Genomic DNA, 14,291 nt, shown 5'->3' with positions numbered 1-14,291 from the left:
GTTCGGCGCAGTGGGGCCGCGCCGCGCGGTGGGGTCAGTGCGTGCGGGAGATCTCGCGCCAGAGCTCGACGCTGTCCTCGTCCGACAGCCGGTCGCCCTCGCCGGAGCGCCCCACGATGGTCACGGCGACCTCCTCGTGGGGCGACGTGCGGATGATCAGGCGCGTGGACGACGCCGAGCGCAGGATCTCGGCCAGCTCGGCCCTGATCGCCGCGAGCTCCGGTTCGGCGAGGTCTTCGAGGCCGCCCTCGTCGAGCATCGTGACGGCGATGCCGCGGCGGCGCGCGGCCTCCAGCTGCTCGCGCACGACATCGTCGAGCAGGCGCGGGCCGCGCAGCTCGTCGCGCAGGCGCCCCTCGGCCAGCCGGGCCTCCAGGCGCTCGGCGGGTCGCAGGTTGCCGCCGGTCTCGATCGTGCGCCCGAGGATCGGCCCTGCCGCCTGCAGGGCGCGCTGCACCTGCACGCGGCGCTCGCGCTGGCGCCCCGACTGGGAGGCCTGCCACGCGGATGCGGCCTGCTGCAGCTCTGCCAGACGCACGGTGTCGCGCGCGGCGTTGTCCAGGGCGAACATCAGCAGCTGGGCGGCGGCGACCCACACGATGGAGCCGACGAGCCCGAGCGCGAGGGCGGGCAGGAGGCCGATCCACAGGGAGATGGACACCCCTGCGAGGATCAGTCCGGCCCAGGCGAACCACGGCCCCCGGCGCACCATGATGATGGTCATGAGCGCTCCGACGCCGCCGATCACCCACGTCGCGAACGGCTGCGTGCGCGAGCCGGGCGCCACGGCGAACAGGATCGCGTTGGGGACGAGCACCGCGACGGCCAGCGCGAGGGCGCACACCCACATCGGGAGCCCGCCCTTGCGGTTCGAGGCGGTGGCGGGCGCCGCCGCGGTCTTACCCACGCCCCAGAACACCGTCAGCCACGTCACGACGAGGTACAGCGGCAGGGCGAGGTAGATGACCACCGGATGGTCGACGTCGCCGGTGCCCCACCAGAACCCGCGCGCGGCGAGGTAGGCCGTGAAGGCCACGGCCAGGACGGAGACGATCGCGCGAACGCTCACCAGCGGTCCCCGCTGTCCCACTCCAGGGTGACGGTCGTCCCGTTCGAGCCCGACTCGATCTCGGTGCGCCCGCCCACGGCGGTCACGCGCGCGAGGATCGAGCCGCGGATGCCGAGGCGATCCTCCGGGATCTGGTCCACCTCGAATCCGTCGCCGGCATCGCGCACCCGCACCACCACGCCACCCGGCTCGGCGCGACCGTGCAGCTGCACGGCCAGACCCTGCGCATTGGCGTGCTGGACGGCGTTGGCGACCGCCTGCAGCGCAGCCAGGACAAGTGCGCGCGCCACCCGCCCGGGCACGCGGGGCGTCTCGGGATCGACCGAGCGGGCCACCTGCAGCTGCACGCCCATCTCCCGCGCACCGCTTTCCAGATCGTCGGCCAGCCGGTCGGCGTCCACCGGTTCGTCGCTGCCCTCCCACGGGTCCTTCTCGGCGTTGGCGAGGCGGGTGAGCGCCTCGCGCGCCATGCTGACGGCCAGGGTCCGCTCGCGGGGCGTCGTGGCCCGCTCGGCGGCCAGGAGCGCCCCCAGGACGCTGTCGTGCATGAGGGCGGCCACCGCCACCCGCTCTCCCTCGGTCGCCGCCGCTGCGGCGGCCGCGGCGTAGCTGGCCACTGCGCGCGCCCGCGTCTCATCGACGTTGGCCGCGACCGAGCGGTAGGTCCATCCCAGAACCACCACGACGCTGCCGAGGATCAGGGCGAACGAGACGTCCAGGCCCACCGGCAGGAAGAACCGCTCGTCGAAACCCGCCTGGACCAGGCGCACGAAGCCGAACAGCAGCGGCGTGACCACCGTCCACACGATCTGCAGCGCCAGCGGGAAGGCGACCACGGTGGCGACGGTGGCCACGTTGACGAGGTAGAAGATCCACGGCTCCTCCGTGGGCACCGGCCGCGCACCGCCGGCGGTCGCGAACGGCCACACCGCCAGCGCGACGACGTAGACGACCGCGAACAGCCCGCTGAACACGCGCGGGAACCGGCCGGCCACACAAGCGATCACCATGGCGGTCAGCGGCACGAACACCGCCAGCACCATCGGCAGGTGCCATCCGGGGCGCTCGTCGCCGGGGCCGAAGGAGGCGAACACGGCCTGCGCCCCCAGGATCAGGGAGCCTGGGCCCACCAGCAGCGTGATGACGCGCTCGATCCGCGCACGTGTGAACGAACCGAGGTTCTCGGTGGCCTCCCGCGAAGTCGGCAGACGCCCCCAGGCAGCTTCGAGTACCGACCTGCCGGCCTCAACCATCGCGTTCGCCCTCGGGGCGCTGCAGGATGCCGTCCTCCATCGCACGGCGCAGCAGGTCGATCTTCGTGGGCGCCGGCCGGCCCACCTCGACGTACTTCACGCGCACGCGGGTGATGTTCTCCTTGGCGGTGGAGTACGCCACGCCGAGCCGGTCGGCCACCGCCTTCAGCGGCAGCCCGGCGGCGTACAGCCGCAGCACCTCGCGTTCGCGGGCCGACAGCTGTGCGTCGGCGAACTCCCGGTCCGCCTCCACGGCGCTGGCCCACTCGACGTTGTTGAGCAGCTCGCCCTGCGCGACGGTGCGGATGGCGCCGAGCACCTCGTTGATCGGGGAGGCCTTGCTCACGATGCCCGCAGCCCCCGCCGACAGCGCCTCCCGCACGGCTGCGGGCCGGTCGGCGACACTGTGGATGATGACGCTGGAGCCGTCGGCGAAGAGGCGATTGACGTTCTCGGACACCGTCGTGCCGTCGCCGAGCGTGAGGTCCAGCACGACGACGTCGGCCGGCGCCTGGGTGCGGGTGGACTCGCCGCGCCACGCGAGGTATTCGGTCACGGTGCTGCCGGAGAAGGCGACCACCATGCTCTCCTCGCGGGCGATTGCGGCTTCGAGCCCGAGCCGCACCGACTCGTGATCATCGATCAGGGCGACTCGCGTCATAGTCGTCATGGTATCGGTGTCACGGGGTCAGCACCGCGACCGCCTCGACGTGATGCGAATGCGGGAAGAGATCGACGGCGCGCACGGGGCGGCGGCAGTGGTATCCGCCGTCGCGGAAGGTCCCCAGATCGCGCGCCAGGGCGACCGGATCGCACGCGACGTACACGACCGCCGCCGGTGCGAGGGCGAGGATGCCCTCGACCACCTCGCGCCCGGCTCCCGCGCGCGGCGGATCCAGCAGGACGACGCCGCGCGAGAGCCGCTCGCGCTCCGCGGGCGAGGATTCCGCCGCCAGCTGCCGCACGAAGCGGTCCACACGGGCGGTCACCGCGCGCGCCCCCACCCACTCCGCGAGGTTCTCGCCGGCGTGCTCGGTGGCGCGCGGATCGGATTCGACCGACGTCACCCGCGTGGCAGGCCCGCCCAGGCCGCCGAGCGTCGCGGCGAACAGGCCGACTCCGCCGTACAGGTCCAGGTGCGCCGCGTCGGGGTCGACGGGAGCCGCGGCGCCCAGCTCCTCGGCGACGATGGTGGTCAGGCTGTGCGCGGCGAGCCGGTGCACCTGCCAGAAGCCGCCCGCGTCCACGCGGAAGTCGCGCCCGCCCGCGTGCTCGACGATGACCTCGGGCGCCGGTGGTGCTGCCGAATCGGGGCGCGGGATGATCCGCACGCGCCCGTCTGCGGGCTGGACGAGGTCGACGCATCCGGGCAGCTGGCCGCGCAGGCCCGCGGCGGCCCGCGCGAGGGCGGGGGTGGCCAGCGGCAGGTCGTCCACCTCGATGACGCGGTGACTGCGCGCAGCGAACGGGCCGATGCGTCCGTCCTCGTCGACGTGCAGGCTCACGCGCGTGCGCCACTGCGTGGCATCCGGGCTCTCCTTCGCCACCACGGCACCGGATGCGTCGACGATCGGCACGGCCTCCTGCATCGTGACCGGTACGTCGACCTTGCCGATGCGCTCGAGCGCGTCACGGAACACGTGCAGTTTCAGCTCGCGCTGGTACGGCAGGTCGATGTGGCCGAAGTCCGCCCCGCCCGGGCGCTGCTCGGGGGCCGTGGTCACGTCGGCGGCCGCCCACACGTGCGTCCTGCGATGGGGCGAAGCGGTCAGCACTTCGACCGTCTCGGCGCGCCAGAACGACTTCTTGCGGGTGTCGCTCAGGCGTGCACGCACCCGCTCGCCCGGGATCGCGTCGGCGACGAAGACGACACGACCCTCCAAACGCGCGACGAACACGCCGCCGTGGGCGACGTCGGTGACTTCCAGCTCGACGAGGTCTCCGGTTTCCATCCCGCCAGCCTTTCACGCGGCGGCTACCGTGTGAGCATGCACGTGTGCCTGGCCTCCACCTCGCCCGCCCGTCTCCAGCTCCTGCGGCAGGCCGGGATCGAGCCGCGGACGCTCGCGCCCGACGTGGACGAGGATGCGGTGATCGCCGACACCGAACGGGCCGAGGGGCGGCGTCTGCCGCCTGCCGAGCACGTGCTGCTGCTGGCGCGCCGCAAGGCCGCCGACGTGGCGGCGCGGCTGGCCGATGCCGAATCCGACTTCGCCGGGTTCGTCGTGGGAGGCGACTCGATGTTCGAACTCGACGGCGAGATCCTCGGAAAGCCGTACACGCCGGATGCGGCGGCCGCCCGCTGGCGGGCGATGCGGGGACGCACGGGCGTGCTGCACTCCGGGCACAGCGTCATCCGGCTGGGCCCGGGCTCGCCGGCCGTGGAGGCGCACGCGGTCGCCGAGGCGTCGGTGACCTTCCGCGGCGACGTCACCGACGACGAGATCGCCGCGTACGTCGCCACCGGCGAGCCGCTGCACGTGGCGGGCGCCTTCACGGTCGACAGCCTGGGCGGCGCGTTCATCGAGCGGGTCGAGGGCGACCCCTCCACGGTCGTCGGCATGTCGCTGTCGACGGTGCGCGGCCTCATCCGCGACCTCGGCGGGGAGTGGACCGCGCTGTGGAACCGCGCGACCACTTCGTAGACTCCCCCACACGTTCTCGGCGGTTTCTTGTGCAGGTGGCGCAAAAGGGCACCACGGGGCGTGAGTAGGCTGACACCCATGCCGGAAATCGCCAAGGTGCTGGTCGCGAACCGCGGCGAGATCGCTGTTCGAATCATCCGTGCCGCGCGCGACTCCGGTCGCGCCAGCGTGGCCGTGTACGCCGACCAGGATCGCGACGCCCTCCACGCCCGCCTCGCCGACGAGGCGTACGCCCTGTCGGGGGCCACCAGCGCCGAGACCTACCTGTCGATCGAGAAGATCCTCTCGATAGCGCGGCGCTCCGGCGCCGACGCCGTGCACCCCGGCTACGGGTTCCTCGCCGAGAACGCCGGCTTCGCCCGCGCCGTCATCGCGGCAGGGCTGACCTGGATCGGCCCGTCGCCGGAGGCCATCGAGGCGCTCGGCGACAAGGTCACCGCCCGCCACGTCGCCGAGAAGGTGGGCGCCCCGCTGGCCCCGGGGACGCCGGGCCCGGTCGCCGGCGCCGACGAGGTCGTGGCCTTCGCCGAGCTCGTCGGACTGCCCATCGCCATCAAGGCCGCCTTCGGCGGCGGCGGACGGGGTCTGAAGGTCGCCCGCACCCTGGAAGAAGTGCCCGAGCAGTTCGAGTCCGCCACGCGCGAGGCGGTCACCGCGTTCGGGCGAGGCGAGTGCTTCGTCGAGAAGTACCTCGACCGCCCGAGGCATGTCGAGACGCAGTGCTTGGCGGATGCCGCCGGCAACGTCGTGGTGATCTCCACGCGCGACTGCTCGCTGCAGCGACGCCACCAGAAGCTCGTGGAGGAGGCGCCGGCGCCGTTCCTCACCGCGGAGCAGAACGACATCCTCTACAGCGCGTCCAAGGCCATCCTCCGCGAGGTGGGCTACGTGGGCGCGGGGACGTGCGAGTTCCTCATCGGCGCCGACGGGACGATCTCCTTCCTCGAGGTGAACACGCGTCTGCAGGTGGAGCACCCCGTGTCCGAGGAGGTCACCGGGATCGACCTCGTGCGCGAGCAGTTCCGCCTCGCCGAGGGCGCAGAGCTCGGCTACGACGACCCCGAGCCGGTGGGTCACTCGATCGAGTTCCGCATCAACGGCGAGGACCCCGGACGCGGCTTCCTCCCGCAGGCCGGCCCCATCCACGTCTTCAAGACCTTCGGCGGCCCCGGCCTCCGCCTGGACTCGGGCGTGACCGCCGGCGACACCGTGTCCGGGTCGTTCGACTCGCTGCTGGCGAAGATCATCGTCACCGGCCGCGACCGCGCCCAGGCGCTGGAGCGCGCACGCCGGGCGCTGGACGAATTCGAAGTCGCCGGCCTCCCCACCGTGCTGCCCTTCCATCGCCGTGTCGTGCGCGACCCCGCCTTCACGGCCGAGGACGGGCGGTTCGGGGTGTTCACGCGCTGGATCGAGACCGAGTTCGACAACGACATCCCGCCGTGGGACGGCGAGCCCGAGCCTGTCGTCGCTGCGCCGGCGCGTCACACCGTCGTCGTGGAGGTGGGAGGCAAGCGCCTCGAGGTCAACCTCCCCGAACGCATCGCCACCGCCCCGCACGCCCCCGGTCGCCCCGCGGCGGTCCCGCCGTCACGGCGCTCGCACGGGGCAGCGGCCGTCACGGGGGCGACCGGCGACGCCGTGAAGGCCCCCATGCAGGCCACGATCGTCAAGGTCGCCGTCGAGGTGGGTCAGTCGGTCGTGCAGGGCGACCTGGTGGTCGTGCTGGAGGCGATGAAGATGGAGCAGCCGATCCAGGCGCACAAGGACGGCATCGTCGGCCTCATCGACGCCGCCCCCGGCACGACGGTGGCCGCCGGTCACCTCCTCCTGACGATCGCCTGACGCCGGCCCCGGATGCGGCGGGTCAGGCCTCCTCGACGTCCTGACGATCGACGATGTGCATCGCCCGCGTGGCATCGGTGATGCTGCCCGACAGCGACGGGTACACCGCGAAGACGCGGGAGACCTGGTCGACCGTGAGGCGCCGTTCCACGGCGATCGCGAGCGGGTAGATCAGCTCAGACGCGCGGGGGGCGACGATGACGCCGCCGATGACGGTACCGCTGCCCTGTCGCGCGATCACCTTGACGAAGCCATCGGTGATGCGCTGCATCTTCGCGCGCGGGTTGGCCGAGAGCGGGAGCTTGCGCACGATGCCGTTGATGCGGCCGTCGGCGATGTCCTGCTCGGTCCATCCCACGGTGGCGATCTCGGGAGCGGTGAAGATGTTCGCCGCGATCCGGCGGCGCTCCAGCGGGATTACGACATCCCCCAGCGCGTGGAAGACGGCCGTGCGCCCCTGCATCGAGGCCACCGAGGCCAGCGGCACGAACGTCGTGCAGTCGCCGGCGGCGTAGATGTTGGGCACCGACGTGCGGGCGACGCGGTTGACCTGGATGTGCCCGGAATCGGTGAGCTGCACCCCGGCCTCCTCCAGGCCGATGCCGGCGGTGTTCGGCACGGCGCCCACGGCCAGGAGGCAGTGGCTGCCCTCCACCGTGCGCCCGTCGGAGAGGGTCACCACGACGCCGTCGCCGGTGTTCACGACGCTCTGCGCGCGCGACTTGGACAGCACCGTCATGCCGCCGCGGCGGAAGACGTTCTCCAGCACCGCCGCGGCGTCCGGGTCCTCCCCCGGCAGCACCTGGTCGCGGCTGGAGACCAGCGTCACCTGGGCGCCGAGGTTCATGTACGCCGAGGCGAACTCCGCCCCGGTGACGCCCGATCCCACGACGATGAGGTGCTTGGGGAGCGCACGCATGTCGTACAGCTGCGTCCACGTCAGGATGCGTTCGCCGTCGGGGCGCGCGGAGGGGAGCTCCCGCGGCGACGCCCCCACCGACACCACGAGGGTGTCGGCCTCGACGCGGTCGAAGTCGGTGCCGCCGGCCTCGTTCGAGACGATCACCGCCGAATCGCCGTCGAGGCGGCCGTGCCCCGAGATCACGCGGACGCCGGCCTCCACGAGCGCGGCGCGCATGTCCTCGGACTGCTGCCGGGCGAGGGAGAGCACGCGGCGGTTGACGGCTGCCATGTTCACCGCGACCTGGGGGGTCAGCGGCCGTCCGTCGCCGTCCTTGGCGAACACCTGCACGCCCAGGTCGCTCGCTCCCGCGATCGCCACGGCGGCGTCCGCCGTGGCGATGAGGGTCTTGGACGGCACGACGTCGGTGATGACGGCGGCGCCGCCGATGCCCTGCCGTTCGACGACGGTGACCTCCGCGCCGAGCTGCGCGGCTGCCAGCGCCGCCTCGTAGCCGCCGGGTCCGCCACCGAGGATGGCGACGCTCTGGGTGCGCTCGAAGCTGAGGGACATGGCATCCATTCTGTCTGGTTCCGTGCCCCGCGCCGTCCGTGTGGCACCGCGGTGCGCTCGTTCCTAGAGTGGGGGGATGCCACACACAGCGGGGAACCCCCTCGACGAGCCCACCGCCGATCCGTTCGAGATCGCCGCACAGGCCGCCGCCGACATCGCGCGCCTGACCGGCGTCGAGCGCCACGACATCGCCGTGACCCTGGGAAGCGGATGGGGCAGGGCCGCCGATCTGCTCGGCGAGACCGTCGCCACCGTTCCCGCCGACGAGGTCACCGGCTTCAGCAGGCCCGCCCTGGCCGGCCACGTCGGGACGCTGCGGAGCGTCCGAACCCCCGCGGGCCGTCACGTGCTCGTGATCGGCGCCCGCACCCACTTCTACGAGGGCCATGGCGTCCGCCGCGTGGTGCACAGCGTGCGCACGGCAGCGGCCACCGGGGCCCGCACGATGGTGCTCACCAACGGCGCCGGGGGCATCCGCGAGACGTGGCGCCCCGGCCAGCCCGTGCTCATCAGCGACCACATCAACCTCACCGCCGCCTCGCCCCTGGAGGGGGCCACCTTCATCGACCTGACCGACCTGTACTCCGCGCGCCTGCGGGACCTCGCCCGGCAGATCGACCCTGCACTGGATGAGGGGGTGTACTGCCAGTTCCGCGGCCCGCACTACGAGACCCCCGCGGAGGTGCAGATGGCCAAGACCATCGGCGGTCACATCGTCGGGATGTCCACGGCGCTGGAGGCCATCGCCGCGCGCGAGGCGGGAATGGAGATCCTCGGCATGTCGCTCGTGACGAACCTCGCCGCCGGCATCCAGACCACGCCCCTCAGCCACGAGGAGGTGCTCGAGGCCGGGCGCGAGGCCGAGCCGGTGATCTCCTCCCTGCTGGCCCGCATCATCGAGGCGCTGTGAACGGCGTCCCGGAGGAGCTGTTCGCCGCCGCGCGGGCATGGCTCGCGCAGGACCCCGACCCGCAGACGCGCGACGAGCTGAGTCACCTGATCGCCCAGGCACAGGCCGACGACGCCACGGCCGCCTCGGAGCTGCTGGATCGGTTCTCGCACCGGCTCGCGTTCGGGACGGCAGGGCTGCGCGGTGCGCTGGGGGCGGGACCGAACCGCATGAACCGCGTGCTGGTGGCCCAGGCCGCCGCCGGTCTCGCCGCCTACCTCCGCGAGCGGTCGACGCCCGGCGAGACCCCCGTCGTGGTGGTCGGCTACGACGGACGGCGCAACTCCGACGTGTTCGCGCGCGACTCCGCGGAGATCTTCGCCGGCGCGGGGCTGCACGCCGTGCTGCTGCCGCGGATGCTGCCGACCCCCGTGCTCGCCTTCGCCGTCCGCCACCTCGGCGCCGCCGCCGGCGTCATGGTGACCGCGAGCCACAACCCCCCGCAGGACAACGGGTACAAGGTGTACCTCGGCGGGGCCGACGACGGCGCGCAGATCGTCTCGCCCGCCGACGCCGAGATCGCCGCGCACATCCAGGCCGTCGCCGATCGCGGCGACATCGGCACGATCCCCCGCTCGGTCGGCTACGCCAACGCGGCCGAGGAGGTCGTGGACGCCTACGTCGCAGCCACCGCCGCCGTCGCGCCGGCCACCGCCGGCGCGGCCGGGCTGAAGTGGGTGTACACCGCCATGCACGGCGTCGGGTGGGAGACCCTCCGGGCCATCCTGGCCACCGCCGGCTACCCCGAGCCGACCGTCGTGGCCGAGCAGATCGAACCCGACGGCGCCTTCCCGACCGTGGCGTTCCCCAATCCCGAGGAGCCGGGCGCGATGGACCTCGCGTTCGAGACCGCGCGGGCCGTGGGGGCCGAACTGGTGCTCGCCAACGACCCCGATGCCGACCGGATGGCCGTCGCCATCCCCGACGCATCCGCCGACGGCGGCTGGCGCCGGCTCAGCGGCAACGAGGTGGGGCTCCTGCTCGGCCGCCGGGCCGCACGTGCGGCGGCGGGCGTTCCGGGCGCCTCGCTCGCGTGCTCGCTGGTGTCCTCCCCCGGTCTGCAGGCCATCGCCGAGCGCTACGGGCTGGACTTCCACGCGACGCTGACCGGATTCAAGTGGATCTCCCGCGCACCGGGGATGGTCTACGGCTTCGAGGAGGCCCTCGGCTATCTCGTCAATCCCGGCACGGTGCGCGACAAGGACGGCATCTCCGCCGTCGTGGCCCTGCTCGACCTCGCCGCCCAGGCCCGCGCCGAAGGCTCCGACCTGCAGGGCCGGCTGGACGACCTGCGCGAGGAGTTCGGGGCGTTCGCGAGCGATCAGATCTCCATCCGGGTCGCCGACGTGTCGCAGATCGCCGGGATGATGGCGTCGCTGCGGGCCGACCCGCCCTCCCACGTGGGCGGCAGCGCCGTCTCGCGCATCGATGACCTGCTCACCGGCGTCGACGATCTGCCGCCCGGCGACGTGCTGCGCGTGTGGCTCGACGACGGCGCACGGCTGATCGTGCGTCCCAGCGGCACCGAGCCCAAGCTCAAGATGTACCTCGACGTGCACGGGTCATCCGACCAGGAGGCCCGGGAACGGCTGGCCGCCCTCGCCGACGGCGCGCGGGCGCTGCTGGCGGAGCGGCGGTAGGCGCGGGCGCCGTCGGTAGGATCTGCGGCATGGATCTGCTCGACCCGGTGGTGCTGGAGGACGCGCACGTGCGGCTGGAGCCGCTCACGCCCGCGCACGCCGACGACCTCGCCGAGGCCGCCCGCGGTCTCGAGCACGCGTGGTACACCTCGATCCCGGCGCCGGGAGCGGTCGCCGACGACATCGCGCGGCGCCTGCGGTGGCGCGATGAGGGGGTCATGAATCCATGGGCGGTGGTGCACGAGGGCGTCGCGGTGGGCGAGACGACCTTCTGCAACATCGACCAGGCCAACCGCCACGTCGAGATCGGCCACACGTGGCTGGGCCTGTCGGCCCAGCGCACGGCCGTGAACACGGCCGCGAAGCTCCTGCTGCTCGCCCACGCCTTCCAGGAGTGCGACGCGATCGCGGTGGAGTTCCGCACCCACTGGCACAACCGGCAGTCCCGCGCGGCCATCCAGCGCCTCGGCGCGAAGCAGGACGGCGTCCTGCGCAATCACCGCGTGGGCCCGGACGGGATCCTCCGCGACACCGTGGTGTACTCGATCCTCCCCGGCGAGTGGCCCGCCGTGCGCCGTGGGCTCCAGGCGCGGCTCGACCGCGGCGACGGCGCGGCCTGACCCACCGCACGTGCCGCGCCCCCGCGGGGCTCAGCCGTCGATGACGGCGACGAGTTCGTCGAGGAACGCCGTGAAATCCGTCGCGCGCCGCACGATGCGCTGCACGCTCTCGCGCTCGGAGAACACCTCGACGAACTGCTCGAACACCGTCTGGAACGCCTCGCGGTCGGCCTCGGAGAAGGCCACGAACGCCACCACCTGCACGCGCCCCTCGCCCCATGGGATCGACGGGTCGGCGATGCCGATCGCGATCTGGGTGCGGGTGGCGGTCATCGCCATGGCGTGCGGGACGGCCAGCGCGTCGGTGAACGCCGTGGAGGAGAGCCGTTCGCGCTCGATCGCGCGTTCGACGTAGTCGTCGTCGATGACGCCCTGCCGCACGAGCAGGCCGCCGAGCTGACGGATGACGCCGGCCTCGCCTGCGGCCGGGTCCAGACCCCGCACGAATGCAGAGGAGTCGAAGTAGCCCTCCAGCTCGGCGCGGAGGCGGTGCAGACGACGGCCGCGCCGGATCCGTGCCGCCGCGGCCTGCACCCGGTCGACGTCGGAATCGGTGAGGAACGGCTGGATCCGCACGATCCGATCCCCCGGCGCCGGCGGGTCGATCGTGGTGAGGATCAGGTCGGTGTCGATCGCCGACCAATCGGGGTCCACGCGCGTCTCCACGCCGACCACTTCGATCGCCTGACCCAGCGAGCGGTCCACGCTCGAGCGCAGCAGCTCGTGCAGCTCGTAGTACCCCGGGCACACGATCGTGGCCGTCAGGAGCGAGTCCTCGCGCCGGCTGCGCTCCAGGCGTCCGCCGACGTGCATCGCGATGTAGGCGATCTCGTCGTCGACGATGGGGATCCCCAGGCTCTCGTGCAACTCACTGGCGATGAACACCGCCACTTCGAAGATCATCGGGTAGGTCGACTTCAGTGACCGCGTCAGCGGATTGCGCGACCACGCCTGCGCGTGCGAGCGATGCAGCAGGTTCTGCACGTGCAGGGCCAGGCGCAGGATGAAACCCTCGTGCGCGATGTCGACGAGGAATTCGGATGCGGCGCGCTCCACCACCGTCCGCACGGCACTCTCCACCCGCGGGTCCAGCCGCGTGCGCGCATCGTCGGCGGCCGGGGCTCCGGGGGCCACGACACGCGTGAGGACGAGCGCCGCCAGATGCTGCTGGTCCCCTGCGCCCAGCTGCACCCCCAGGTGCGTGCGGGCGAGTCGGTCCAGGAGCTCGGCGACCTGGCCGTGCGCGGCCGGCATCTCCCCGGCGGGGCGGTCCATGGCGCGGTCGCGGGTGATGCGGTCGGCGGCGATCGCGATGTGCATGACCACGTCGCCGATGCCGTACTCGTTGACGTAGTAGCCCAGCGCGCTCAGCTCGGCTGCCAGGTCGGCCTTGAAGGGCCCGAAGGCCTGGGCCCCGACGGACCCTTCGCCGAGCGTGCGGCGCAGTGCCTCCAGATCGAAGGAGCCGGCGTCCATCTCGTCGTGCGCGAGGCGGCTGAGCAGGCGCCGCTGCGCCATCTCGGTGCCGCGCAGCCGCGCGATCGACGCCGAGCGCTCCAGCGTCAGCTCGGTGCCGCCCAGAAGCCCGCGCACGCGGGCGAGGTCGGCTTCCAGCGTGGCCGGACTCACGTGCAGTGCTTCCGCGGTCTCGAAGACGTCGATCCCGTCTGCGCTGCCCAGCAGCGCGCGCACGAGCGTGTGGAGCCGGTCGCGGGGAGTGCCCGCGTCGGCGGCCGGCCCCGCACGCAGCGCTGCCGCGGCATCCGGACCGGCCCGATACCCCAGGGGTCCGGACTCCACGGCCGTTCCCCCTCCGGTGCGGGCGTTCAGCGCCGTCACGTACGAGCGGATGCTGCGCGGGGTGACCCCCAGCACGTCGGCGAGCGCGGCGGCCGTCGCCCACCGCCCGTCGCGCATGAGCAGGCTCAGAAGCCGGTCCTGACGGGCTCGCGTCATGGCGCCGCCGTCCTCGCTGCCGTCACGATCGTCCTCCGCGGCCGAGTCAGGGGGCCGCGGTCCAGTCAATCATGGCGCCCCACGGGCGGAGCAGGGTCGGAGGCCCCGGCTCGACCCGTCGTTCCGGGGGGTGGGAAACGAACCTGGTTGTCCACCCAGCGCAGACGAAGAACAATGGCCGGGGAGGAGGCCGATCGATGAGGATCCTGGTGATCTGCGGGGCGGGTGCGTCCAGCACCTTCGTCGCGCAGCGCGTGCGCCGCGCCGCCCACGAGCACGGGCTGCCGTACTCGGCGGTGGCCGGGACCACCGGCTCGCTCGCGATCGACCTGGACTCCGCCGACATCGTCCTGGTGGGCCCCCACCTGGCGGCCGAGCGGGATCGGATCGAGCGCAGCGCCGCGGCGCTGGACGTGGCGGTGGCCGTCCTCCCCGAGGACATCTTCAGCGACCTGACCGGCGAACGCACGCTCGACCTCGTGCGCGCGACACTGGCCGGCCGCCCGGATCCCCTCTCCACCACCGACACGAACGCGTAAGCGCGAGAAAGCAGGAAGCATGCCCTCCCTCACCCGCACGGTGCGGATCGGATCGTCTCACGGACTGCACGCCCGCCCGGCGAAGATGTTCGCGCAGGCGGCCAAGGATGCCGGCATCCCCGTCACGATCGCCAAGGACGCCGGGGCGCCCGTGAACGCCGCGAGCATCCTCGGGGTCATCGCCCTGGGCATCGACCAGGGCGATTACGTCACCCTCACCGCCGACGGGGAGGGTGCCGAGGCGACGCTGGACACGCTGGCCGACCTGCTCAGCACCGACCATGACGCACAGTGAGGGGAC

The 14,291-nt window shown here is 72.8% G+C and carries 13 protein-coding genes; 7 read left to right on the top strand and 6 right to left on the bottom strand.

The annotated features are described in order from the left end of the window. Positions 1–34 precede the first annotated feature (34 nt). From F6J85_RS04540 to F6J85_RS04525, 4 genes are read right to left on the bottom strand one after another with little or no spacing between them, the layout of a single operon-like run. Positions 35–1,069, bottom strand: a complete 1,035-nt coding sequence (locus tag F6J85_RS04540) for a hypothetical protein (protein ID WP_338037102.1) — start codon at positions 1,067–1,069, stop codon at positions 35–37. Then, positions 1,066–2,322 carry a sensor histidine kinase gene (locus tag F6J85_RS04535; protein ID WP_150924016.1) on the bottom strand — a complete coding sequence of 419 codons (1,257 nt, stop codon included), beginning with the start codon at positions 2,320–2,322 and terminating at the stop codon, positions 1,066–1,068. Before F6J85_RS04535 ends, F6J85_RS04540 begins: the two co-directional genes overlap by 4 nt. Beyond that, complete coding sequence (locus F6J85_RS04530; RefSeq protein ID WP_150924015.1) at positions 2,315–2,983, bottom strand: response regulator transcription factor; 669 nt, start codon at positions 2,981–2,983, stop codon at positions 2,315–2,317. The genes F6J85_RS04535 and F6J85_RS04530 overlap by 8 nt, the downstream gene beginning before the upstream one ends. Positions 2,984–3,002: 19 nt before the next feature. After that, positions 3,003–4,274 carry a class I SAM-dependent RNA methyltransferase gene (locus F6J85_RS04525; protein ID WP_150924014.1) on the bottom strand — a complete coding sequence of 424 codons (1,272 nt, stop codon included), beginning with the start codon at positions 4,272–4,274 and terminating at the stop codon, positions 3,003–3,005. A 36-nt stretch (positions 4,275–4,310) separates the two neighbouring features. Between F6J85_RS04525 and F6J85_RS04520 the strand changes: the two genes are divergently transcribed. Next, positions 4,311–4,967: a Maf family protein gene (locus F6J85_RS04520; RefSeq protein WP_150924013.1), complete on the top strand. Its 657-nt coding sequence runs from the start codon at positions 4,311–4,313 to the stop codon at positions 4,965–4,967. 78 nt (positions 4,968–5,045) lie between these two features. Continuing rightward, on the top strand, positions 5,046–6,812 hold the full coding sequence (locus tag F6J85_RS04515; RefSeq protein ID WP_150924012.1) for an acetyl/propionyl/methylcrotonyl-CoA carboxylase subunit alpha: 1,767 nt from the start codon (positions 5,046–5,048) through the stop codon (positions 6,810–6,812). A gap of 22 nt (positions 6,813–6,834) precedes the next feature. On the opposite strand, the gene F6J85_RS04510 is transcribed toward F6J85_RS04515, so the two are convergent. Continuing rightward, positions 6,835–8,286, bottom strand: coding sequence for an NAD(P)H-quinone dehydrogenase (locus F6J85_RS04510; RefSeq protein WP_420846128.1), 1,452 nt, complete (start codon positions 8,284–8,286; stop codon positions 6,835–6,837). 76 nt (positions 8,287–8,362) lie between these two features. Here F6J85_RS04510 and F6J85_RS04505 point away from each other — a divergent pair, with 76 nt between their 5' ends. The 3 genes from F6J85_RS04505 to F6J85_RS04495 are packed head-to-tail and all read left to right on the top strand — an operon-like array spanning position 8,363 to position 11,495. Next, positions 8,363–9,196 carry a purine-nucleoside phosphorylase gene (locus F6J85_RS04505; RefSeq protein WP_150924011.1) on the top strand — a complete coding sequence of 278 codons (834 nt, stop codon included), beginning with the start codon at positions 8,363–8,365 and terminating at the stop codon, positions 9,194–9,196. Beyond that, positions 9,193–10,875, top strand: a complete 1,683-nt coding sequence (locus tag F6J85_RS04500; RefSeq protein WP_150924010.1) for a phospho-sugar mutase — start codon at positions 9,193–9,195, stop codon at positions 10,873–10,875. Before F6J85_RS04505 ends, F6J85_RS04500 begins: the two co-directional genes overlap by 4 nt. A gap of 29 nt (positions 10,876–10,904) precedes the next feature. Next, the gene (locus tag F6J85_RS04495) at positions 10,905–11,495 is read left to right on the top strand and encodes a GNAT family N-acetyltransferase (RefSeq protein WP_150924009.1); all 591 of its coding nucleotides are present in this window, start codon (positions 10,905–10,907) and stop codon (positions 11,493–11,495) included. A 30-nt stretch (positions 11,496–11,525) separates the two neighbouring features. On the opposite strand, the gene F6J85_RS04490 is transcribed toward F6J85_RS04495, so the two are convergent. Beyond that, positions 11,526–13,451 carry a BglG family transcription antiterminator gene (locus F6J85_RS04490; RefSeq protein ID WP_150924008.1) on the bottom strand — a complete coding sequence of 642 codons (1,926 nt, stop codon included), beginning with the start codon at positions 13,449–13,451 and terminating at the stop codon, positions 11,526–11,528. 197 nt (positions 13,452–13,648) lie between these two features. Here F6J85_RS04490 and F6J85_RS04485 point away from each other — a divergent pair, with 197 nt between their 5' ends. Continuing rightward, the gene (locus F6J85_RS04485; RefSeq protein WP_150924007.1) at positions 13,649–13,990 is read left to right on the top strand and encodes a PTS sugar transporter subunit IIB; all 342 of its coding nucleotides are present in this window, start codon (positions 13,649–13,651) and stop codon (positions 13,988–13,990) included. A 19-nt stretch (positions 13,991–14,009) separates the two neighbouring features. Continuing rightward, positions 14,010–14,285, top strand: a complete 276-nt coding sequence (locus F6J85_RS04480) for an HPr family phosphocarrier protein (RefSeq protein WP_150920768.1) — start codon at positions 14,010–14,012, stop codon at positions 14,283–14,285. The last annotated feature ends 6 nt before the right edge of the window (positions 14,286–14,291 follow it).

Source organism: Microbacterium lushaniae, assembly GCF_008727775.1.
Lineage (GTDB): Bacteria > Actinomycetota > Actinomycetes > Actinomycetales > Microbacteriaceae > Microbacterium > Microbacterium lushaniae.
The sequence above is the reverse complement of the archived record's forward strand: the minus strand, read 5'-3'. Positions and strand labels throughout refer to the sequence as shown.

Coding starts and splice junctions, on each gene's coding strand:
- F6J85_RS04510 (WP_420846128.1), bottom strand. CDS start 8,286: ATGTCCCTCAGCTTCGAGCGCACCCAGAGCGTCGCCATCCTCGGTGGC.
- F6J85_RS04485 (WP_150924007.1), top strand. CDS start 13,649: ATGAGGATCCTGGTGATCTGCGGGGCGGGTGCGTCCAGCACCTTCGTC.
- F6J85_RS04490 (WP_150924008.1), bottom strand. CDS start 13,451: ATGACGCGAGCCCGTCAGGACCGGCTTCTGAGCCTGCTCATGCGCGAC.
- F6J85_RS04515 (WP_150924012.1), top strand. CDS start 5,046: ATGCCGGAAATCGCCAAGGTGCTGGTCGCGAACCGCGGCGAGATCGCT.
- F6J85_RS04520 (WP_150924013.1), top strand. CDS start 4,311: ATGCACGTGTGCCTGGCCTCCACCTCGCCCGCCCGTCTCCAGCTCCTG.
- F6J85_RS04530 (WP_150924015.1), bottom strand. CDS start 2,983: ATGACGCGAGTCGCCCTGATCGATGATCACGAGTCGGTGCGGCTCGGG.
- F6J85_RS04495 (WP_150924009.1), top strand. CDS start 10,905: ATGGATCTGCTCGACCCGGTGGTGCTGGAGGACGCGCACGTGCGGCTG.
- F6J85_RS04505 (WP_150924011.1), top strand. CDS start 8,363: ATGCCACACACAGCGGGGAACCCCCTCGACGAGCCCACCGCCGATCCG.
- F6J85_RS04525 (WP_150924014.1), bottom strand. CDS start 4,274: ATGGAAACCGGAGACCTCGTCGAGCTGGAAGTCACCGACGTCGCCCAC.
- F6J85_RS04535 (WP_150924016.1), bottom strand. CDS start 2,322: ATGGTTGAGGCCGGCAGGTCGGTACTCGAAGCTGCCTGGGGGCGTCTG.
- F6J85_RS04480 (WP_150920768.1), top strand. CDS start 14,010: ATGCCCTCCCTCACCCGCACGGTGCGGATCGGATCGTCTCACGGACTG.